The organism is Paenibacillus mellifer, assembly GCF_023195895.1.
GTDB classification, from domain to species: Bacteria; Bacillota; Bacilli; order Paenibacillales; family Paenibacillaceae; genus Fontibacillus; species Fontibacillus mellifer.
Map to the genome: position 1 here is coordinate 198,897 of NZ_JALPRK010000002.1, position 22,097 is coordinate 220,993.

Sequence of the window (22,097 nt, forward strand, 5' to 3'; positions counted from 1 at the left end):
CAAAACAAGCTATTGTAATTATAATGTTACATAATATAACATGAAAATACATCGCCACAAACTAGGACGGTAGGGGAGGGGTCGGTATGCATCTGACGGTAGAAGAGGCGTTATCGGTATACCCATTATCGGAAGCCAGGTTGATTGCCGGCTCCAAAGGCACGAAACGGATCGTCAAATCGATCAACGTGATGGATGCGCCGGATATCTCGGATTGGATCAAAGAAGGTGAGATGCTGCTGACGACAGCCTATTTGATCAAGGATGAGCCGGAGCAGGCGTCTTCTTTGCTCCATAAGTTGAATCGCCGGGGCTCATCAGGGCTAGGGATTAAGCTGGGGCGGTTTTGGGACGCGGTGCCTGAGCGGCTCATTGCCGAGGCGGATGAACTGGGCTTTCCGCTGATCGAGCTTCCGTTTCAGTTCACTTTCTCCGATCAAATGAACGGCTTGTTCCGGGCGGAGCTCTCGCGCAGCACTGGGGCGCTGCAAAGCGTGCTGGAGAAGCAGCGGCGGCTGATGAGCCTCGCGCTGCAATCGGTGCGCAGCCGAGCGCTGCTTGAAGCCGTGTCCGATTGTATCGGCCGCTCGTTAGCTGTCGTCGGACGGCGGGGCGAACTGCTGTTTAACAACTCAGATGTCGTAGAAAAGGAGCTGCTGGCCGGCTGGCCCTGGACCGCGAAACGCCGCAAAGTCAGAATCGGCGAAGCTTCGGCGTATCGCCTTCCTCTGGTGCAAGGGGAGGAAACGGTTGGCTTTCTCGTGTTCTGTCCGATCGATCCGCTGGTGCTGCCGGTGGAGGAGAGCTTATTCGTGCAAGGAGCGGAGCTCATTGCGCACCATGTGCGGACGGGGAGCGGGGAGGATTTTGAGCAGGAGCTGCATCGGGATTTCGCCCGTCTGCTCCGCCGTTGTATAAAAGGAGACTTCTCCGCCGCAGAGCTCGTTAAAGCGGCGGAAAACGTAAGCCCCGGTCTGCTTCAGGCACCGTTTCATCTGGTGCTCACCGACGTTCCCGATGCCGGTGAGCTTCGGCCCCATGAGTTGACGCGGATGAAGGAGGAGTACGGGCGGCACCCGGAGCTGGCTAAACTCAACTCTTTTCACCTCATGGTTGATGAAGGGCTGCTGTCGTTGTATTCCGGGGTTCGGATGTCGCCGGAACGGTTAGGCGGTTATATCGAATACTGCTTGGGAGTGGCGGGGAGCCGGGAAACGAGAGATCCGCTTGCGGTAGTGGGAGGCCGGAAGTGCAAGCCGGAGGACCTTCGCGAAGCTTACCTGGAAACGAAGGAAGCGATGCGGCTGAAGCCGTATTGGCCTCCGGGCCGGCAGGCGGCTTATTTCCGGGATTTGGAGATGGCTATGGTGCTGCGGCATGTGCCTGCTGAATTGATGCGGAAGTACAGCAGCCGCACGCTTGCCGGATTGTTATGTCGGGAACCGGAGTACGTTCGAGAGATGCTGGCCACGTTGGAAGCGTACTTGGACAATGACGGCCACATCAACGATACGGCGAAAAAATTGTTCATTCACCGCAACACGGCTACGTATCGAATGGAGAAGTTGAGCGAGCTGCTGGACGTGGATTTTAAGAGAACCGACGATTTGCTGAGGTTGCGTCTGGCGTTCCTGTTCCGTCACATGCTGGAGCAGGGGGAAGTGTCATGAGCATGTACGAGATCTGCACCTTTGTCACGAACGATGACGGGCCTGCGGTGGTGGCTACCTTGATTGCCGCAGAAGGGCATTCCTACCGAAAGCCGGGGGCGGCGATGCTCTTCTACCCGAGCGGGACCCTCGGCAGTCTCAGCCCGGGCTGCTTGGAGAGCGATTTGAGCCTGCAGGCAGAAGCGGTATGGGAAACCGCCCGGACAGCATCGGTGGAGTATGATATGCGGACACCGGACGATGTAGGCTGGGGCGAAGCCGTCGGCTGCGGAGGGAGGATCACGGTTGTGCTGGAGCCGGTGATCGGAGAGCTGCGAGATCTGCTGCGGATGGCCAAGCGGCGTATGGATGCCGGGCAAAGCTTGGTGCTGCGGCGCATCCGACAAGCGCGGGGATACACTTACGCTTACCGGCTTGAAGAGGGGGAGTGGTTGCAGCAGAAGACCGAGGATGAGGTGTTCGCCACGCCGCTGGTTCCCAAGCCGCGGCTGGTATTGTTCGGAGCCGGCAGCGACAGCGGTGCCATCGCGGAGTTGGCGGCACGCGCCGGCTTTCGCATCGCGGTCGCAGATTGGCGCGAAGCCCGGCTGCAGGGCGGATTTCCCGCGCAGGAAAGCGTGCTTTGCCCGCCGGGTGAGGCGCCTCGCCAGTTGGATATTTCCATCCGCGATTACGTGCTGATCTGCAGTCATTCGTTTCTGCGGGACCGAGAGTTTCTTGAGCAGGTGCTTCCGCTGCGACCACGCTATCTCGGCATTGTAGGGTCCAAGGCGCGGATCGCTCGGTTGACCGAGGCCCTGGAATGGCCGGAAGGCTTATCCCTGCACGCGCCGGCGGGGTTAGCGATCGGCGGTGAAGGGCCCGAGGAAATCGCCGTCAGCATCGTTGCCGAGTTGATTCGGGAGAAGCGGGCGGGGATCCTTTCAACGTGGAATGAAGGAGGATTTTGCGATGAAGGTTTGCGGGATCTATCTGGCAGCGGGGAGGGGCAGTCGGATGGGCGGCTCCAAAATCTCGCGTGAGTTATCCCCGGGCGTGCCTTTGGGAAGCGTGGCGCTGCGCGAACTGGAACACAGCGGCGTTGCCCCATTAATCGTAGTCGTTCGGGCGGACGACCCGCTGGATTGGTTTCCGCCCGCTGCGGACCCTATCCTTCGCCGGACGGAGATTTGCTTCAATGCGGATCAGGGGATGTCCTTCTCGCTCCGCTGCGGACTAAATGCCGCCATGTCATACCAACCGGATGCCGTCGTCATCGCTTTGGCCGATCAGCCTTTCGTGACGGCGGCTTTGTTTTCTCGGCTGCTGGAGACCTATCGTCGCTCCCCGGAGTTGGATTACGTAGCCTGCACCAACGGCGTGGACCGCATGGTCCCGGCCTTGTTCTCGCGAACGGTGTTTCCGGCCTTGCAGCGGCTGGAAGGTGACCGCGGGGCTGCGCGAATTTTACGCACTGCGGGATACAAAGGCCGAATCGTCGAGCCGGAATCGCCTTCGTTCGCCAAAGACGTGGATACGGAAACGCAATTGCGGGAAGTTCAGCTGGAATGGCAACGTCTAACAACGTGAGGTTATATGACATACAGATCGTGAAAATCACGTATATTCGTGCAATAGGCACAGATAACCCCTGTACTTTTTAGGATGAAGCACAAACGTATGTTAACTAAATTTACACCAAAAGCCCTCCTTCGTATATTTAGAATCAAAATATATCAAGCGCAAGAAGATGGAGGAGGAGAACGATGAACAAAAGGGGTTTGGTATCCGGTTGGAGTTTGGTTCTGTTGCTTGCCGCGGCATTAAGCCTGGCGGGGTGCGGCAGCAATACCGCAAGCAATGCGGGAAGCGGTAACGCAGGAGGGAATGCAAATGCGGCGTCGACGGAACCGGCGGCGTCCGAATCAAGCGGAGATGCGAACGATGCAGGAAGCGCAACCGAGAAACCCAAGGTAGCGTTCGTGTATATCGGACCGCCGGGGGATGGCGGATATACTTACCAGCATGATCTGGGGCGCAAAGAGATGGAGAAGGAGCTCGGGATCACCGCGGATACGGTCGAGAACGTCCCGGAAGGGCCGGATGCAGAGCGGATTATTACGGAACTGGCGCAAAACCACGATATCGTCTTCACCACCAGCTTTGGCTACATGGATTACACCTTAAACGTGGCAGGCAAGTTCCCGGACGTTAAATTCGATCATGCTTCCGGCTACAAAACGGCTGAGAACATGGGGACTTATTTTGGCAAGAACTATGAAGCCAGTTACCTGACGGGTATCGCCGCAGGGAAGATGACAGAGAAGAACCACCTGGGTTATGTTGGTGCCTTCCCGATCAGCGAAGTCATTTATAACCTCAATGCCTTTACTTTAGGTGCACTGAGCGTTAACCCGGATATTCAAGTCGATGTTGTCTGGACAAATACCTGGTATGATCCGACCACGGAGCGCCAAGCGGCGATCAGTCTGCTCGACAAAGGCGCCGACGTGCTGCTCGCGTATCAGGATTCGCCGGCGACGCTGCAGGCGGCTGCAGAACGAGGGGCGTATGCGGGCGGCAACGACTCGGACATGAAGAAGTACGCTCCGGATAACTATCTGACCAACCCGGTATGGAATTGGGGGCCGTATTATACCCAAACCGTCAAGGCGCTGATGGAAGGGACTTGGACGAATGAGCAATATTCCGGCAGCATGGCCGATGGCATGGTGACGCTAGCGCCGTTCGGCAACAAGGTGCCTGAAGATGTGCAGAAGCTGGTGCTGGAAGCCCAGCAGAAGATCATCAGCGGCGAATTGAACGTTTTTACCGGGCCGATTAATGATAATGCGGGTAACGAGCAGGTGCCTGCCGGCAAATCGCTGACCCTGGATGAAGTGCTTGGGATGAACTGGCTGGCGGAAGGGGTTGTCGGTACGATTCCCAAGTAAGAAAAATACGTCGGGTGGGGCGGGGCTCGAAAGAGAACCTTCCCCACTGTATGTCAACCGGAAGGAAGGAGGCGTTCCCCATGCGGGAGTGTTCAGTAGAAATGCGCGGCATCGTCAAAACCTTCGGTTCGGTGGTTGCAAGCGATCAAGTTGATTTTTCGGCAAATGCGGGGGAGATTCATGCGCTGCTTGGCGAAAACGGAGCGGGCAAAAGCACGGTGATGAGCCTGTTGTCCGGCGTTTATCGGGCAGACGCAGGGGAAATCCGGATCCACGGGACAAAGGTGCAGATTCGCTCTCCAAAAGACGCGGCTCGGCTTGGCGTGGGAATGGTGTTCCAAAATTTCCGGCTCGTGCCGACGCTGACAGCGGTGGAAAATATCGTGCTTGGCGAAAAGTCGTCTTTCTGGCGCGGCCGAACCTGGATCAAACGCAAGCATCGGGAAATCGCCGAGCTCGCGAAGCGCTTTGGGTTAAGCATCCCGGTCGACCAGCCGGTCTGGCAGCTGTCCGTTGGCGAGCAGCAACGCGTGGAAATCGTCAAGACGCTGTACCGCGGGGCGGATATCATTATTCTCGATGAGCCGACCTCGGTGTTAACGCCAGGTGAGGCTGAGGGGTTATTCCGCACCCTGCGCCGGATGAAAGAGGAAGGAAAAACCGTTATCCTGACCACCCACAAAATGAAGGAAGTGCTCGCCTCCTCCGATCGGTTATCGGTTATGCGTAAAGGGAAAATGATCGCGACCTTGCGAACCGAAGATACGAACGAACGTGAGCTGGCCCAACTGATGGTTGGCCGGGAAGTGACGCTGGAGCGCAGGGAGCTGGAGCGAACGCGCGGCGGGGAGCTGCTGGCAGTACACCGGATCAGCGCGATGGCCGAGCATGGACGCAAAGCGTTGGATCGCTTGTCCCTGACCGTACACCGGGGCGAAATCGTTGGCGTGGCGGGCGTAGCCGGCAACGGTCAGAAGGAGCTGGCCGAGGTGCTGACCGGGCTCAGGAATTGGGCGGAAGGGAGCATCCGGTTTGACGGTGTCCCGGTCAAAACGGCATCGGTTCGCAAGGCCATCGCCTCCGGCATCGCCCATGTCCCGGAGAACCGGATGAAAAGCGGGTTGGCGGGAAGCCTTGGGGCCGTGGACAATTTGCTGACCAAGTCGTACCGCTCCGAAGCGCATTCGCGGCTGGGGATCCTGAAGTCGGCCAGAAACCGGCAGTGGTCTGAGCAACTGGTGCGAAGATTCGATGTCAAGACGCCGGGACTGGATACACCCGTGCAGCAGTTGTCCGGCGGCAACCAGCAAAAGCTGCTGTTCGCGAGGGAGGTGACGCAGCGGCCGAAGCTGATGGTCGCCGTGCATCCGACGCAGGGGCTGGACGTCGGCGCTGCGGCCGGCGTGCATGAGCTGCTGTTGGAGCTGCGGGCAGCGGGCAGCGGCGTGCTGTTGATCTCGGAGGACCTGGACGAATTAATGCAGCTGTCGGATCGGATTCTCGTGATGTATAACGGGACGATCCTTGGCGAGCAGACCCGCGAGTCGGCAGATCGGGAACGCCTTGGCCTGCTGATGGCGGGAGTCCCCGGCGAGGAGGAGAAGGTCGTATGAGCCGGCAAAAAGCAGGGGCTGAAACGTTGCTGAAGCCGGTCATTTCCCCGGTATCCGCAGGAAAAAGCAGGGCTTGGCGGCTGGAATTCGACGCAATACGGGTTCGCTCGCCTTGGTGGACGCCGGTCTTGTCCGTGCTGCTGGCGCTTCTGCTGTGCGCAGGATTCATCGCCGTCAACGGAATGAATCCCTGGACGGTGTACGCGAAAATGTGGAACGGCGCCTTTGGAACCGGCTATGGCCTCACCGAGACGCTGGTCAAGGCGATCCCACTGTTGCTGTGCGGACTTGGCATTGCCGTGGCTTACCGTATTTCAGTCTGGAACATCGGGGCCGAAGGGCAACTGACGGCCGGCGCAATCGCCGCCACGGCGGTGACGATCTATTTCCCTGAAATCCCCGCGGTTTGGTCGATCCCGCTGATGTTGGTACTTGGGGTTGCGGCAGGGGCGTTTTGGGGGCTGCTGACCGCGATTCCGCGTATCTATTTTGGGGTCAACGAGTTGATTACCTCGCTGATGCTGAATTACGTGGCACTGCTGGCGTTGGATTATTTCGTCATTGGACCCTGGAAGGATCCCGAAGGCTTCAACATGCCGGGGTCGCCGATGTTTGCCGCCTCGCTATCCTTGCCTACACTGGGCGGAACGCGGCTGCATATCGGTTTGCTTTTTGCTCTTGTCGCCGTTTTGATCTATTACTTGATGATTCGGTTCACCCGCTGGGGATACGAGCTGCGGATGATTGGCGCCAATCCGGTTGCAGCGCGATATAACGGCATCCCGATCACCCGTCATATCTTGCTCGTCATGGTGATCAGCGGAGGGCTGGCCGGCTTGGCCGGGATGGTGGAGGTTTCCGGCGTCAGCCACAAACTGATGCAGGGCATCTCTCCGGGCTACGGGTATACCGCGATTATCGTTGCTTGGCTGGCGAAGTTGAATCCGCTCGGATTAATCGTATCGGCCGTGTTATTCGGCGGACTGATCGTCGGCGGCTACAGCGTACAGACGATCGGCTTGCCGTCATCCGTGTCGGAAATGCTGCAGGGGGCGATTTTGTTTTTCCTGATCGCCGGGGATATGATCACACGATTCCGGGTTCGCCGCAGGTCGGCGTAACGCAAAGGAGGTTCCCTTGATGGATTTTGTGACCCAATTGCTGCTTGCCGCGATCACCGCCGGGACCCCGCTGCTGCTGGCTACTCTTGGCGGCATACTCACCGAACGGGCCGGAATCATCCAACTGGGCGCCGAAGGACTGATGCTGATGGGGGCTGTGACGACCTGTCTTGTGTTCATCCGTTCGGGGAACCTGGCACTCGCCTTGTTGGCGGCTGCGGCGGTCACGGCGCTGCTGGGGATGGTACACGCGTTCCTGTCGGTCACGCTTCGGGCTAACCAGACGATGTGCGGCCTCGCGATGACCCTGTTCGGAAGCGGGCTTAGCGCCTATCTCGGCAAAGCGGTCAGCGGCAACCCGTTACCCGGTATTCTGCCAAGAATCCCGCTGGAATTCCTTGAACCGATTCCGGTGATCGGGGCGATTTTTGGCAGGCTGGATCTGCTGACTTGGCTGAGCTTCTTGCTTGTCATCGCACTTCATCTGCTGATTCATCGCACTTCCTGGGGCCTGCATTTGCGGGCGGTTGGCGACAGTCCGGCGACAGCTGATGTGATGGGGATCCGGGTTCACTTGATCCGTTACGGCTATGTGACAGCCGGTGCGATGTTGATCGGGTTGGCCGGTGCGGATATGGTGTTAACCGTTGCCCCGACGTGGAACGAAGGGTTGACGGCCGGGCGGGGCTGGATCGCGGTGGGGCTGGTGATTTTTGCAAGATGGAATCCGGTACGGGCGCTGCTCTGCGCTTATTTCTTTGGCGCATTGGATTCGCTGGGCTTCCGGATGCAGCTGCTTGGCAGCGCCATTCCGCCGTATTTCCTCAAAATGATCCCTTATGTCGTTACCATTCTTGTATTGATGTACCTGGGCTACCGCGATCGCGGCAAACCGTCGGGTACGCCGGAATCACTGGGTGTTCCTTATGTTCGGGAGCATCGTTTTTAGCGCATAAGGGGGGAAGGGTCATGCTGCAATGGCGTGAACATTTGCTTCGAACACCGGTGCTTTATCAGCCGCGCACCCTGGAGGAAGCGCGGAAGCTGAAGCGGGAACTTGGGGCGAAGGCGGTTTACGCAGCGGGCGGCACTTTGCTGCGGACGCTGTGGGAGAACGGAACCGCCGCTCTGCCGGAGGCGCTGATCGACCTTCGCGGTGTGGCGGGTTTATCGGGGATCCGTCATGAAGACGGTCACCTATATATCGGGGCTTTGACGGAGTTGTCGGTTTGTCGAAGCCGTGGAGAGATTGCGATGGCCTCTCCTGCTTTGCGGGAAGCTGCCCGGGGGATTGCTGCTCCGTCCGTTCGCAATTTAGCGACGATTGGCGGGAATATCACCTGCGGCAATGGGGATGTATTGCCCGCGTTGCTGGTGGCTGAAGCGGAGCTGGCCGTTAGCGGTCCGGATTCCAACCCGTGGGTGCCGATGGCAGCTTGGTTGGCGGATCGCTGGAGCAGCACGTACGATCCGGAAACGATCGTGGCGGGCGTACGCTTGCCTGCGGCGTCGGCTCGTAATGAGCTCGGTGGACGGCGGTTCGAGGTCTATCGCAAGGTGGGCCGCCGCGAAGCGTTTACGCCGTCGCTGGTGACGGCAGCGCTGGCCGGAACGATCGGGGAGGACGGCGTTCTCCGCAGCGTGCGAATCGCCGCCGGTGGCGGAAGCAGCCGCCCGCACCGGCTGGAGCGGGCGGAGGCGCTGCTGGAGGGACGCCGCTTCAGTGCGGAGCTGATGTCTTCGCTCAGCGAGGCGGTACATGAGGAATATGCACCCTCTGGAGATGCGTTTGCGACAGGAGCCTATAAGTCAAAAACGGCGGCCAACTTGATTGCCGCCGAGCTCTGGAGGCTGCTTCATCCTCGAGAAGACTCCCCGGAGCAACCGGTGTAACTAGGGGAAATACCGTCAGTATAGGAGAGGACATTGCACGAAGGGGGAGGAGACCATGCTGCTGAATCGAGAGTCCAGCGGAGCCCGCTGGCGGACGCGGCCGGACGGCCTGGAGAAGGTGACGGGCAAACTGCAATACCTAACCGACCGATCGGCGGAAGGGATGCTGATCGGCCGCGTGCTGAGAAGTGCGAAGGCCCATGCGCGAATCTTGGGGATTCGCACGGAGGCCGTGGCCAAAGTTCCCGGCGTGTATGCCGTGTTAACCCACGAGGATGTACCGGGGCTAAACGCGTTTGGCATTGCGTTTCCTCACCAACCGGTATTTTGTGCCGATCGGGTTCGGTATACTGGCGATGCAATAGCTGCGGTGGCTGCGGAGACCGAGGAGCTGGCCGAATACGCGTTGTCCCTGATTGAGGTGGACTACGAGCCGTTACCGGTGGTGACCGACCCCGAGGAGGCCTTGCGTGAGGACGCCATCCTGCTGCATCCCGAAGGGAACGTGCTGCATCGCGCGGAATACCGCAAAGGCGAACCGGAAGCGGTGTTTGCGTCCTGTGCCTATGTGGCCGAGGAAACCTACTTTACCCCGCGGCAGATGCATACGTATATGGAAACGGAGGGCGGGCTGTTTGTTCCGGAAACAGACGGGAAGTTAACTGTGTATTCGGCCACCCAACACGGCTTAAAAGACCGGATGCAGCTCTCGCGAATCCTCGCGCTACCGGAGGAGCGGATCCGCGTCGTTTCCAGCCCGATTGGCGGTTCATTTGGCGGCAAGGACGAATTGAATGTCCAGCCATACGGGGCGCTGCTTGCACTGCGCACGGGTCGGCCGGTACGGATGCATAACTCCCGTGCGGAGTCCGTCCGGGCCGGTCTGAAACGCCATCCGATGAAGATTACGATGCGCACGGGCTGCGACCGGGAAGGCCGACTGCTGGCCCATACCGTTCGGGTCGTGTCCGATACCGGCGCTTACGCCACGCTTGGTGCCGAGGTGCTGAACTTCGCCACCGAGCATGTCATCGGGCCATATCGAATCAAGCATATTGATGTGAAAAGCGTATGCGTGTATACAAACAATGGCGTTTCCGGGGAGTTCCGGGGTTTTGGCGGCAACCAGGCGATTTTTGCGTTGGAAGGTCAGATCGATCGACTGGCGGCGATGGTCGGAATCGATCCGTGGGAAATACGCCGCCGCAATCTACGGAAGCTTGGCGACCCCGGTCCGCTCGGCCAGCCGATTGCCCCAACCGATGGCGCCCGTCAGGTGTGGGAGGCCTTAGAAGCCAGTTCGCTGATGGTGGAACGAATGGGAAGTCGGGTTCGAGAGCCCCATGATCCTTGGACGGTAACCGGTATCGGGGCGGCGATCGCCATGCACGGGGCCGGGCTTGGCTTCGGCATTCCCGATCCCGCAGGAGGCCGGCTGCAGCTGGCGCCGGACGGCCGGATCGAAGCGGTGTTCGGCTACGAAGAGTTTGGTCAAGGCCTCATTGCTACAATGGAGCAGATGCTGATCGAGCAATACGGCTTCGCGGCCGAGGATTTGCGGATCATCATTGGGGATACGGACGTGGTGCCGAACAGTGGTTCCAGCACGGCCTCGCGGGCTACCAGCATGATGTGGATGTCGCTGCGCCGCCTGGTACCCAATTTTACAGCTAAGCTGACTGCCGCGGCGGAACGAGCTGGCGGGGGCGCAGGCTGTCATTCTGGCAAAGGCGGGATGTGGAAGGACGGTAGCCGGGTGATGACGTACGTTGAGCTGGCACAAGCCTTGTCGGAGCCTATCGTAAGCGAAACCGCGTTCTCGTACCCAACAACAACGCTGGAGCGGGTTGGCGCCCATTTTCTATATACCTACGCGGGGATTGCGGTCAAGGTGGAAGTCAATACGCTGACCGGCAGGGTCCGTATTGTTGATCAGTATCACGTGATTGCCGCCGGTCCGGTGGCGAATCCTCAAGGTTATCTGGGCCAAATCGAAGGCGGGGCCGCAATGGCTGCCGGGTTTACGTTGACGGAAGATGCACAGATGGAGGAAGGCCTCTATCTAACGAAAAACTTGGACACCTACCTGATCCCTACGGTACTCGATTTCAACGGCAGGATCCAGGTCGAGCCGATGGAGGATCTGCCGGAGCAGGACACCTACGGTCCGCGCGGCGTCGGGGAAGTGGGGTCGGTGTGCCTGGCCCCGGCGGTGGCCTCCGCTGTGTTTCAAGCCGTAGGCAAACGGGTGAACCGGCTGCCGATCGAACCGGAGCTGCTGCAGGAGATGCCTTTTACGAGCGGGAAGGCGGTGGATTCGCATGTTGGATAAAATCCCGAATACGGTGGAGGCGGGGCGAGGTTTTAAGGTAAGGTTCCGCGTAAACGGGCATCCCGTCTCCCTAAAGGTACCGCCTTCACGGCGGTTGTTGGCGCTGATTCGTGAGGATCTCGGATTAACCGGGACGAAACGTTCCTGCGAGCTTGGCCGCTGCGGTTCCTGCATGGTGCTGCTGAACGGTCGTCCGGTGAACGCTTGCCTGACGATGGCCTATCAATGCGAAGGCGCCGACATCGTCACGATCGAAGGGATCAGCGCCGGAGGACTTCACCCGGTACAGCAGGCTTTCCTGGAGGAAGGCGGATTCCAATGCGGGTATTGTACGCCGGGAATGGTCGTTTCCGTGGTAGCGCTACTGTCAGCCAACCCGCAGCCCGCACCGGAGGAAATCGAAGAAGCTTTGTCGGGCAACTTATGCCGCTGCACAGGATATGCGTCCATTCTACGCGCGGTAAATCGAGCGATCGAACAAGGGGGCGGCAGTCATGAAAACTGAAGGGTCCTGCTTAACGCTGACCGATTTGAATCTCATGGATCGGCAGCATTTTACGGAGGCGCTGGGCGGGATTTTTGAGGATTCGCCTTGGGTGGCAGAAGCGGCTTTTCCGTTGCGGCCGTTTACTTCCGTGGCCCATCTGCACGAAGTCATGCTGGAAGCGGCACGACATGCTGAGGAAGCAACCCAGCTTGAGCTCCTTCGCGCGCATCCCGATTTAGCGACCCGGATGAAGGTATCACCGCTCTCGGCAGCCGAACAGCAGGGGGCGGGACTCGATTCGTTGTCGAACGAGGAGTACGCCCAACTCACCGAATGCAATCAGAGGTATACGGAGAAGTTCGGGTTTCCGTTTATTCTCGCGGTACGGGGCAAGAGCAAGAGCGAGATCCTCCGTTCCATCGCCGAGCGGATCGAATCGAGCCTGGAGCTGGAGCAAGAGCGGGCATGGATCGAAATCGGAAAAATCACCCAGTTCCGGTTGGAAGATCTCGTTGTTACTTAATCGATCCGGAAGGGACTTTCGAGAACAAGAAAGGGGGCGGAATGGTATGGTACGCGGGCAGTACAACCGATTGACGACACATGTGTTGGACTTGGCACGGGGGGTTCCGGCAGTAGGTATGCATGTGGAGTTAAGAAGGCTGGAAGGGGAACATCGCCCTTTGCTTCGTTCCGCCCGCACCAATGCGGAAGGGCGCTTGGACGTTCCGCTCCTGGAGGGACCGGAGATGACGGCGGGCGAATACGAGCTTTTATTTGACGCGGAGGATTATTTCACTCAGATGGGTCAGCTTGCATCGGTTGAAGGAATGGGGGAACCCGGATTTTTACGCCTCATTCCCATCCGATTTCACATCAGCGCTGAAGGCGGCCATTATCATGTTCCGTTGCTGCTGGCACCAGGTGGTTACAGCACCTACCGCGGAGGCTAAGCGTAAGGCGAAAGGTCATCGGAGGAGGGGAAGCTTAGCATGAGCGAAACTTACGATCTGATCATCAAAAACGGTCAAGTCGTGCTGCCGGATAGGGTTGCCCGACTCGACATTGCCGTGTCTTCCGGAAAAATCGTCAAGTTGACGGAAGACCTGGAGCGGAGCTCGGGGAAGACGGTGCTGGAAGCCGAAGGGCAGTACGTGCTGCCGGGCATGATCGATGCGCATGTGCATTTCAATGAGCCGAACTTCGGGCATTGGGAAGGCTTTGCCAACGGTTCGGCGGCGCTGGCGGCCGGCGGCTGCACCACCTACATCGATATGCCGCTAAACGGTAATCCGCCTACGGTGAACGTTCCGGCGCTCCAGCTAAAAGCGGAGCGAGCCGCAGGTCAATCTGTGGTTGACTACGCATTTTGGGGCGGCCTGGTTCCTGGAAATCTCGGCGAGCTGGAGAAGTTATGGGCCGCAGGCGTTCCCGCCTTTAAGGCGTTTATTTCCAATCCCGGCGGGGAAGGAGAGGGCCGCTTTCGCGAGGTGGACGATGCCACGCTGTACGAAGGGATGGCGAAGATCGCGGAGTTCGGCGGACTCCTGGCGCTGCACGCTGAAAATGATGCGATAACGGCCGTGCTTGGCGAAGCGGCGATACGCAGTGGGAGGACAGGGGCGCGCGATTTCGCCGCCTCCCGGCCGCCGCTTGCCGAGCTGGAGGCGGTCGCGCGGGCACTGCTGTATGGGGAGCGAACCGGCTGCAGACTGCATTTCGTGCATATCAGCACGACGGCTGCGGTTGAGCTGATCGAGGCCGCGAAGCGGCGTGGTCAGGACGTGTCCGTCGAGACCTGTCCCCATTACCTTCTGCTCAATGAAGAGGATATGGCCCGGCTGGGACCGGTAGCGAAATGCGCGCCGCCGCTGCGCAGCCCGGAAGAACGGGAGAAGCTTTGGCAGGCGCTGGCTGCAGGGAAGATCGATCTAGTCGCCTCCGATCATTCGCCTTGTCCGCCCGAGCTGAAGCTGGATCCGGGTTTGTCCTTTTTTGCCGCTTGGGGCGGCATCTCCGGCGCGCAGAGCAGCCTGGAGCTCCTGTTCCACGAAGGCGTCAACCGCCGCGGGCTGCCGGTACCCTTGATAACGCGGCTGCTCGCGGCTTCTCCGGCCCAGCGGTTCGGTATGGCCGAGCGCAAAGGGAAGATCGCCGCCGGACTGGATGCCGATCTGGTGTTACTGCACCCCGATATGCCTTATATCCTTCAAGCGGAGGACCTCTTGTATCGGCATCAGATGAGTCCCTACACGGGGATGGCGTTGTCGTGCCGGGTGACCGCTACGCTTATGCGAGGCCGGCTGGTTTATACACTAAAGGATGGACTGATCGCTCCCGGTGGCGGAGAGCCGGTCCGTCTTGGCAACCGGGAGCCGGTCCGATGAGCGGGGCGGAGGAAGCCGCCGCCTACATGCAGGGGCTGCTGGAGAAGCTTGCGGAGTTTAGTGAGCCGGGGGAAGGAGTCACCCGGCTGTTGTACAGCCCGGAGTGGATGCAGGCCCAGCAGTTTTTGCTGGAGCAAATCTCCGACAGCGGGCTGAAGGGATATGCTGACGACGTAGGCAACGTGTATGGCGAGCTGACCGGGAGACGCAGCTCCGAGCCGATCGTACTGACCGGCTCGCATATCGACACGGTTGTCAGCGGCGGCCGGTACGATGGAGCCTATGGCGTCGCGGCGGCGCTGGCAGCGCTGCGGCATTTGCGCCGCACGTACGGTCCGCCGCAGCGGACGATAACCGCCGTGTCGTTCGCCGAGGAGGAAGGCAGTCGCTTCCCTCTGACGTTTTGGGGGTCGGGCCACGTGACCGGGCTTTACGACATCAGCGAAGCTGCAGATTGCCGGGATGCCGGCGGCGTCTCCTTGCAGGAGGCAATGGCGGGGTGTGAGCTTGGGCCGAGGCAGCCTAAGCCATCTTGCAGCGGCCTGGCCGCTTACGTCGAGCTCCACATCGAGCAGGGCATCGTGCTGGAGCGTGAAGGAACGCAGCTTGGCATCGTTAGCGCCATCTGCGGTCAGCGGCGGTTCGCCGCCGTCGTTCGGGGAGCGGCGAACCACGCCGGCACGACGCCGATGGGCCTGCGCAGCGATGCCCTGGCGGCGGCTGCGGAAATGACGCTGCGGCTGGAAGCGCTGGCGACTGCAACGGGCGACCCGCTGGTCGCCACCGTCGGCCGGCTGGAGGTGCGGCCGAACACGCCAAACGTTATTCCCGGTGAGGTGCGCTTCACGCTCGACATCCGGCATAGCCATGAACCCGAGCTGGAAGCATTTTGCGCCCAAGCGCTCGATGTATTCGCGGAGATCGCCGAACGGCGCGGCGCGGCACTGCGAGTCGAACCGCGGCTCGCTGCCGTTCCGGCGCTCATGGACGCCCGCCTGCAGAACGAACTCGCGGCGATCTGCGCCGGGCAGGGGTTCACCTGGCGAAGCATGGTCAGCGGCGCCGGGCACGACGCCCAGCTGTTCGCCCCGCTTTGCCCGGCGGCGATGCTCTTCGTCCCGAGCCGGGGCGGCATCAGCCACGCCCCCGAGGAGGATACGCCTCCGGAAGCGTTAACCGCCGGGCTGAACGTTCTGATTGCGCTGCTATACAAGCTGGGCTACGAGGAATGATCGGGTTCCGAGCGCTGATGCGGCAAGAAGTGAAAGGAGAGAGGGGCATGAAACGGTTTGAAGATTTGTCGCCGTCCTTGCGTTCGATCATGACGCCGGGTCCGGTGGAGGTGGACCCGCGAGTGCTGCGGGCGATGTCGTATCCGGTGCTGGGGCAATTCGATCCGCAGTTTACCGGGATCATGAACGAAACGATGTCCATGCTGCGCGAGCTCTTCGCCACGCGGAACACCTGGGCTTATCCGGTCGACGGCACCTCCCGTTCGGGCATCGAAGCGGTGATGGTCAGCTTGATCGCCCCGGGAGACCGCGTGCTGATACCGATTTACGGTCGCTTCGGCCATCTGCTGCATGAAATCGCCGACCGCTGCGGGGCCGAGGTGCATGTGCTCGAGCGGCCCTGGGGCAGCGTGTTTGCGCCCGGCGAGATCCAAGCGGAGATCCGGCGGATCAAGCCGCAGATCGTGGCGATGGTGCACGGCGAAACCTCGACCGGACGGTTGCAGCCGCTGGAAGGGATCGGGGCGGCCTGCCGCGAGGTTGATGCTCTCCTGATCGTCGATGCGGTGGCTACGCTCGGCGGCGTGCCCGTGGATACGGACCGCTTGCTGCTGGATGCCGTCATCGGCGGAACCCAGAAGTGCTTGTCCGTTCCGGCGGGCATGGCGCCAATCACGTACAACGACCGTGCCGAACAGAAGCTGTTGTCCCGCAAACGGGTGGAACGCGGATTAAAGACGGATGCGGGACTGGCGGATGACGTTAAGCCGGTGCGGAGCAATTATTTTGACCTGGGGATGCTTCAGGATTACTGGAGCCCGCTCCGGCTGAATCACCATACGGAAATGACTTCCATGCTTTACGCGCTTCGCGAAGGGATCCGGCTTGTGTTGGAGGAAGGGTTGGAGGCGCGGTTTGCCCGCCATCGCTTGCACGAGTCGGCGCTGGTGCAGGGGCTCACCGCGATGGGATTAACGCTGTACGGCGATCCCACCTGCAAAATGCCGATGGTCACCTGCGTCAATGTCCCTGAAGGGGTGGACGGTGAAATAGTCCGGAAGCTGCTGCTCGAGGGATTTGGCGTTGAAATCGCCAGCTCCTTTGGCCCGCTGAAGGGCTTGATCTGGCGTATCGGGACGATGGGGTACAGCTGCCGTGCAGATAATGTGTTACGGCTGCTTGGAGCCCTGGAGGCGGCGCTTCTTCGCCAGGCCCTCCGCGTACCGGCCGGGCAGGCCGTTCAGGCGGCGCTGGACGTGTACGAACAATCAATTCTATTCCAGTCTTAATAGGTTTGCGATAGGTGCATCCATGTACTCAGGTCGTCACATCTTATATAATAAGAGGGTATCAGCTATACCAAAATTGGAAGCAAGGGAGATACCAGAACATGAGTGTACATATCGCAGCCATACCGGGAGATATCGCCGAAACGATCCTGCTGCCGGGGGATCCGCTCCGGGCCAAATTTATCGCAGAAACGTATTTAAGCGACGTCATTTGTTATAACGAGGTGCGCGGAATGCTTGGTTTTACCGGCACCTATCAAGGGAAGCGGATTTCCGTACAGGGTACGGGCATGGGCGTTCCGTCGATTTCGATCTACGTGAATGAATTGATGAAGGAGTACGGCGTCAAAAACCTGATTCGCGTCGGAACCTGCGGCGGCATGCAGCAGCATGTCCATGTGCGGGACGTCATTTTAGCCCAAGCGTCCTGTACCGATTCCAGCATGAACCGGCATGTCTTCGGCGGGTACGATTTCTCGCCGATCGCTAACTTTGAGCTGTTGAAGGCAGCTTATGAACGCGGCGTGGAAAAGGGGCTGAAGCTGCACGTCGGCAATATTTTCAGCTCGGACATGTTCTATCGCGACGATACGAGCGTAACCCAACTGCTGATGAAATACGGCGTGCTGGGAGTGGAGATGGAGACGACAGCGCTCTATACGCTGGCCGCCAAATACGGCGCGAAAGCATTGACGATTCTGACCGTCAGCGACCATCTGTTGACCGGCGAAGAGACCTCAGCCGAAGAACGGCAAACGACATTCAAGCAAATGATGGAAGTGGCGCTGGATACAGCCATATCTCTGTAATTCCAAAAGCGAACCAAAGTGGAACAAGCATGGGAGTGATGCGAATGCATCTCCCCCATGCTTTTTTTGTTACCTCAAATTTATCATCAAGAGTAAAGCCCCTCCTCGCTTGGCATACTATGGGCATTACGCTAGTGGAAGGGTGGTCAGCATGGATAAGTCTGCTTCCATCGTCTATTTGCGTCTGCGCAAGCAGGTCGGGATTCCCGCCGGAACGCCGATTCGGCTGCGAGACGTGGCTCGCGTGCTGGCGGAGCCGGAACTGGAAGCCAGGCTGCTACAGCTGGAGTTGGTGCGGCCGGAGCAGCGCGACGGTAATCTGATCGTCATCGATATGCTGCAGGTCATCTCCGCCATCCAATCCCAATTTCCGGGGCAACGCGTCGAATTGCTGGGTGAACCGCATGTGCTTGTAGAAATGGTCAAACCCGAGAAGAAACCGTCACTGCTACTGTTCGCTATGGTCTGGATGCTGCTCTTCTTCGGGGCGGCGCTAACCATCATGAATTTCCACGCCGATGTTAGCATGCCGGAGGTGCAGGTACGGATCGTGGAGATGATCACCGGCGAGAAGGACGAGCACCCCTATCTGTTTCAAGGGGCCTATTCTGTGGGGATCGGTTTCGGGATGATCGTGTTTTTTAATCATTTGTTCAGGAAGAAGTGGAATGAGGAGCCCACCCCGCTGGAAGTCGAGATGTTCCTCTACCAGGAGAACCTCAACCAATACGTCGTCGCTGAGGAGTACAAAAAAATGCACCGCGCCGAATCGCCGGCGGAGCGATCCTAATGTCTCCCATTGCAGCGGGGTTGGCGATCTTCCTTGGGCTGGCCGGCGGCATTGCCGTGGGCGGCGGCGTGATTGCTTTATTTATTGTGCTGGACATGATCCCGCGCCTGGCCCAAGTAACGAATTCTTACGACAAGGTGCACTGGTATGAAGGGGCGATGATCGCCGGAGCCGTGGTTGGCACGGTGGCGGACTTCTGGAATTGGAAGGTGACGGGGCCGTGGCTGGCGACCGGCATTGTCGGCTTGTTTAACGGCGTTTTTGTCGGTATGCTGGCTGCCGCTCTGACCGAAGTGTTGAACGTGCTTCCAATTTTGGCCAAAAGGCTGCATATGCAGCGGTACCTGTTTGGCTTCTTGCTCGCGATGGTGTTCGGCAAAATGGCGGGCTCCTTATTTGAATGGTTTATTTACAGACCGTGAACTCGAAGAAACGGAGGTTGATGTTGGATGGACCAGGATACACAAGAGACAATGCAAGGCGATATGGATCGGCCGCAGGCGGTCCCGGATTTCATGCCCGAGGATGAGGAGAATTTCCTGCAGGAGAATTATCCGGAAGATGAGGCGATCAAACGGAAACGCGAAGCGGAGAGATCCGATAATGTGGAGGAGTCAGTGATCTATTGGCAGCAAAGCGATGCCATCAGCCGGAGCCTGACGACAACGAAACATACGCTGAAGGAAGTTGTCGGACTAGGGGAAAGCTTTGACGTCGTATTCCGCGATATGACCTTTGGAGGCAAACGGACCTGTCTCTTTTTCATTAATGGTTTTGCCCGCACCGACGCCATGCAGGAAATTCTCAAGCGACTGACCTATTTGACGCCTGAGGATCTAACAACCGGGGCGCTTCGATCTTTTTTCGAACTCTATATTCCTCATATTCAGGTGGAAAAAACGGAGAAGCTGAGCGATGCTATCAACAAAGCCTTAACTGGAATGAGCGCGCTGTTTATCGAAGGAGAGCAAACGGCGCTGCTAATGGATACACGGCAGTACCCGGTCCGCAGCCCGGAAGAACCGTCTCTGGAGCGCGTGGTACGCGGCGCACGGGACGGGTTTACGGAGACGCTGGTCACCAATATAACCTTAGTCCGCCGCCGGCTGCGTGATCCAGGGCTCAAATTGGAAATGATCAGCGTGGGTCGCCGGACTCGCACGGATGTGTGTATCGCCTACATCGACGATATTGTAGACAAGACCCAAGTCGACTCCATCCGCGAGAAGATCAAAGCGGTCAACATCGACGGGATCCCCCTGGCGGATAAGCAGCTGGAAGAGGCGATCATCCACAAAGGCTGGAACCCGTATCCGTTGGTACGTTATTCGGAGCGTCCGGACGTCGTCGCTTCGCATTTGCTGGAAGGACGGGTTGTCGTTTTCGTGGATACTTCGCCCAGCGTGATGATTCTGCCGACAACGTTCTTCGATCTGTGTCAACATGCGGAAGAGAACCGGCAAACCCCGTTTATGGGAACTTATTTGCGTTGGGTGCGTTTCTTCGGCATATTCGCCTCGCTCTTCCTGCTTCCAATCTGGCTGCTTATCGTTGTTCATCCGGAACTCAAGCCGGCGGGACTCGCCTTCATTGGACCGCAGGAACAAGCGAAAATCCCGCTAATCGCCCAGTTCTTGCTGGTTGAATTTGGTGTCGATCTGATGCGGATGGCAGCCGTGCATACACCGACGCCACTCGCCTCTGCAATGGGCTTGATCGCCGCCATCCTGATCGGGGATATCGCGGTTCAGACGGGGTTGTTCGTCAACGAGGTCGTCCTCTATATGGCGGTGGCGGCGATCGGGATGTTTGCAACGCCGAGTTATGAGCTGGGCCTCGCCAATCGTGTCGTGCGGCTGGCATTGCTCGTGGCGGTGGCGATCTTCGGCGCCCCTGGATTCGTGGTCGGGGTAACGGCGTTTATCGTACTGCTGACCTTGCGCCGCTCGAATAACTCGTCTTACATGTGGCCGTTTATACCTTTTAATGCAAAGGCTATCGCTGGGGTGTTGTTCCGTGTTCCGGTGATGACGTCCAAGCAAAGACCGTCCTCCAACAAACCGCGGGACAATACGCGGATGCCGGGGAAACGGTGACGCTTAGGCTTGTTCAACAAATAACACAAATGTTATTCCGAAAAATCCATTTTTCAGGTTCCCGGTTGTTTGCTATACTGGTGTAAAATTTGAAAGTGGAGGACTGCATAGATGTATTTACACGGTACCAGCAAAATCAATGCAAAAGGCCATCTCGAAATCGGCGGCTGCGATTCGGTCGAGCTGAAGCAAACCTACGGAACGCCGCTGTATGTCGTAGATGAAGCCCTTGTACGGCAAAGATGCCGTGAATATATGAATGCCTTCCGGGCATCGGGCTTGGCTTTCCAGGTCGCTTATGCCAGCAAAGCATTCTGCGTCATGGCGATGTGCCGGCTGGCCGAGGAGGAGGGCTTGTCCCTGGACGTCGTCTCCGAGGGTGAATTGTTTACGGCCCTTCAAGCGGGGTTCCCCGCGCAGCGAATCCATTTTCATGGCAACAACAAGACGCCGGATGAGTTGGAAATGGCGATTTCCGCCGGGATCGGTTGTTTCGTGGCCGACAATTTTACAGAGCTGCATATGCTGCAGGCGCTTGCCGCCGAGAAAGGCGTCACCGTCAATGTGTTGCTGCGCGTAACTCCGGGGGTGGAAGCCCATACGCATGAATATATTTCGACCGGTCAAACCGACTCCAAATTCGGGTTTGATATCGGCAATGGCTCGGCAATGGATGCCGTAGAATTGGCTAACCGCAGTTTGAATCTGCAATTGCTCGGCGTGCATTCGCATATCGGCTCGCAGATTTTCGAGGTGGAAGGGTTCCAAATGGCGGTTGAGCGGGTTGCGGCTTTTGCCATGCAAGTGAAGGAGAAGTTGGGCGTTACGTTCAAGGTCGTTAATCTGGGCGGGGGCTTTGGCATTCGCTATACGGAAGGCGATACGCCGCTGAAGGTTTCCGATTACGTCGGTGCGATTACGGATGCGGTCAAACGGGAATTTGCCGGTTATGCGCAGCTTCCGGAAATTTGGGTTGAACCGGGCCGGAGCATCGTCGGTGATGCCGGCACGACGTTGTATACGGTGGGAACAAGCAAGGATATCCCCGGCATACGCAAATATGTTGCGGTAGATGGCGGGATGACGGACAACCCGCGTCCGGCTCTCTACGGCTCCAAATACGAGGCGATGCTCGCCAACCGCGGCAACGATGCGAACGAAGAGACCGTATCGATCGCCGGCAAATGCTGCGAAAGCGGCGACATGCTGATCTGGGACGTGGATTTGCCGAAGGTGAACAGCGGCGATTTGCTTGCCGTGGCCTGCACCGGCGCCTATAACTACGCCATGGCCAGCAATTATAACCGGATTCGCCGTCCGGCGGTTGTCTTCGTTCAAGACGGACGCAGCGATCTTGTCGTGAAACGGGAGTCCCTGCAGGATCTGGTCGCGTGCGACGTGATTCCGGAGCGGATCGCCAAACAACCTTCGCTAAAATAAGCGGA

At 58.7% G+C, this 22,097-nt stretch carries 20 protein-coding genes; all 20 read left to right on the top strand.

What is annotated here, in order from left to right:
- Window positions 1–86: 86 nt before the first annotated feature.
- The 20 genes from M0651_RS03650 (at window position 87) to lysA (ending at window position 22,092) form a co-directional block, all read left to right on the top strand.
- Window positions 87–1,670: a PucR family transcriptional regulator gene (locus tag M0651_RS03650; RefSeq protein ID WP_248550480.1), complete on the top strand. Its 1,584-nt coding sequence runs from the start codon at window positions 87–89 to the stop codon at window positions 1,668–1,670.
- Complete coding sequence (locus M0651_RS03655) at window positions 1,667–2,692, top strand: XdhC family protein (RefSeq protein WP_248550481.1); 1,026 nt, start codon at window positions 1,667–1,669, stop codon at window positions 2,690–2,692. Before M0651_RS03650 ends, M0651_RS03655 begins: the two co-directional genes overlap by 4 nt.
- Window positions 2,667–3,239, top strand: a complete 573-nt coding sequence (locus M0651_RS03660) for a nucleotidyltransferase family protein (RefSeq protein WP_248550482.1) — start codon at window positions 2,667–2,669, stop codon at window positions 3,237–3,239. Before M0651_RS03655 ends, M0651_RS03660 begins: the two co-directional genes overlap by 26 nt.
- Window positions 3,240–3,415: 176 nt before the next feature.
- Complete coding sequence (locus tag M0651_RS03665; RefSeq protein WP_248550483.1) at window positions 3,416–4,603, top strand: BMP family ABC transporter substrate-binding protein; 1,188 nt, start codon at window positions 3,416–3,418, stop codon at window positions 4,601–4,603.
- An 80-nt stretch (window positions 4,604–4,683) separates the two neighbouring features.
- Window positions 4,684–6,216, top strand: a complete 1,533-nt coding sequence (locus tag M0651_RS03670; protein ID WP_248550484.1) for an ABC transporter ATP-binding protein — start codon at window positions 4,684–4,686, stop codon at window positions 6,214–6,216.
- Complete coding sequence (locus tag M0651_RS03675; RefSeq protein ID WP_248550485.1) at window positions 6,213–7,337, top strand: ABC transporter permease; 1,125 nt, start codon at window positions 6,213–6,215, stop codon at window positions 7,335–7,337. Before M0651_RS03670 ends, M0651_RS03675 begins: the two co-directional genes overlap by 4 nt.
- A gap of 19 nt (window positions 7,338–7,356) precedes the next feature.
- A complete protein-coding gene (locus M0651_RS03680) occupies window positions 7,357–8,286 on the top strand; it encodes an ABC transporter permease (RefSeq protein WP_248550486.1) in 930 nt (309 codons plus the stop codon).
- A gap of 20 nt (window positions 8,287–8,306) precedes the next feature.
- Complete coding sequence (locus M0651_RS03685) at window positions 8,307–9,230, top strand: FAD binding domain-containing protein (RefSeq protein ID WP_248550487.1); 924 nt, start codon at window positions 8,307–8,309, stop codon at window positions 9,228–9,230.
- A 55-nt stretch (window positions 9,231–9,285) separates the two neighbouring features.
- Window positions 9,286–11,562: a xanthine dehydrogenase subunit D gene (gene pucD / locus M0651_RS03690; protein ID WP_248550488.1), complete on the top strand. Its 2,277-nt coding sequence runs from the start codon at window positions 9,286–9,288 to the stop codon at window positions 11,560–11,562.
- The gene (locus M0651_RS03695) at window positions 11,552–12,067 is read left to right on the top strand and encodes a (2Fe-2S)-binding protein (RefSeq protein ID WP_248550489.1); all 516 of its coding nucleotides are present in this window, start codon (window positions 11,552–11,554) and stop codon (window positions 12,065–12,067) included. The genes pucD and M0651_RS03695 overlap by 11 nt, the downstream gene beginning before the upstream one ends.
- Window positions 12,057–12,572 (top strand): 2-oxo-4-hydroxy-4-carboxy-5-ureidoimidazoline decarboxylase, encoded by a 516-nt coding sequence (gene uraD, locus M0651_RS03700; RefSeq protein WP_248550490.1) that lies wholly within the window; start codon window positions 12,057–12,059, stop codon window positions 12,570–12,572. The genes M0651_RS03695 and uraD overlap by 11 nt, the downstream gene beginning before the upstream one ends.
- A 46-nt stretch (window positions 12,573–12,618) precedes the next feature.
- Window positions 12,619–13,002 (top strand): hydroxyisourate hydrolase, encoded by a 384-nt coding sequence (gene uraH, locus M0651_RS03705; RefSeq protein ID WP_248550491.1) that lies wholly within the window; start codon window positions 12,619–12,621, stop codon window positions 13,000–13,002.
- Between the two features lie 39 nt (window positions 13,003–13,041).
- Window positions 13,042–14,436 carry an allantoinase AllB gene (allB, locus tag M0651_RS03710; RefSeq protein ID WP_248550492.1) on the top strand — a complete coding sequence of 465 codons (1,395 nt, stop codon included), beginning with the start codon at window positions 13,042–13,044 and terminating at the stop codon, window positions 14,434–14,436.
- Window positions 14,319–15,668: a M20 family metallo-hydrolase gene (locus M0651_RS03715; RefSeq protein WP_248550493.1), complete on the top strand. Its 1,350-nt coding sequence runs from the start codon at window positions 14,319–14,321 to the stop codon at window positions 15,666–15,668. Before allB ends, M0651_RS03715 begins: the two co-directional genes overlap by 118 nt.
- 47 nt (window positions 15,669–15,715) lie before the next feature.
- A complete protein-coding gene (locus M0651_RS03720; protein ID WP_248550494.1) occupies window positions 15,716–16,957 on the top strand; it encodes a pyridoxal-phosphate-dependent aminotransferase family protein in 1,242 nt (413 codons plus the stop codon).
- A gap of 101 nt (window positions 16,958–17,058) precedes the next feature.
- Window positions 17,059–17,766 carry a purine-nucleoside phosphorylase gene (gene deoD, locus M0651_RS03725; protein WP_248550495.1) on the top strand — a complete coding sequence of 236 codons (708 nt, stop codon included), beginning with the start codon at window positions 17,059–17,061 and terminating at the stop codon, window positions 17,764–17,766.
- A 151-nt stretch (window positions 17,767–17,917) separates the two neighbouring features.
- On the top strand, window positions 17,918–18,556 hold the full coding sequence (locus M0651_RS03730; RefSeq protein ID WP_248550496.1) for a stage V sporulation protein AA: 639 nt from the start codon (window positions 17,918–17,920) through the stop codon (window positions 18,554–18,556).
- A complete protein-coding gene (locus M0651_RS03735) occupies window positions 18,556–18,978 on the top strand; it encodes a stage V sporulation protein AB (protein WP_248550497.1) in 423 nt (140 codons plus the stop codon). Before M0651_RS03730 ends, M0651_RS03735 begins: the two co-directional genes overlap by 1 nt.
- Window positions 18,979–19,005: 27 nt before the next feature.
- Window positions 19,006–20,652, top strand: a complete 1,647-nt coding sequence (locus M0651_RS03740; protein ID WP_372490872.1) for a spore germination protein — start codon at window positions 19,006–19,008, stop codon at window positions 20,650–20,652.
- Window positions 20,653–20,763: 111 nt separating this feature from the next.
- Entirely contained in the window at window positions 20,764–22,092 is a 1,329-nt protein-coding gene (lysA, locus tag M0651_RS03745; protein WP_248550498.1) for a diaminopimelate decarboxylase, read from the top strand.
- Window positions 22,093–22,097 lie beyond the last annotated feature (5 nt).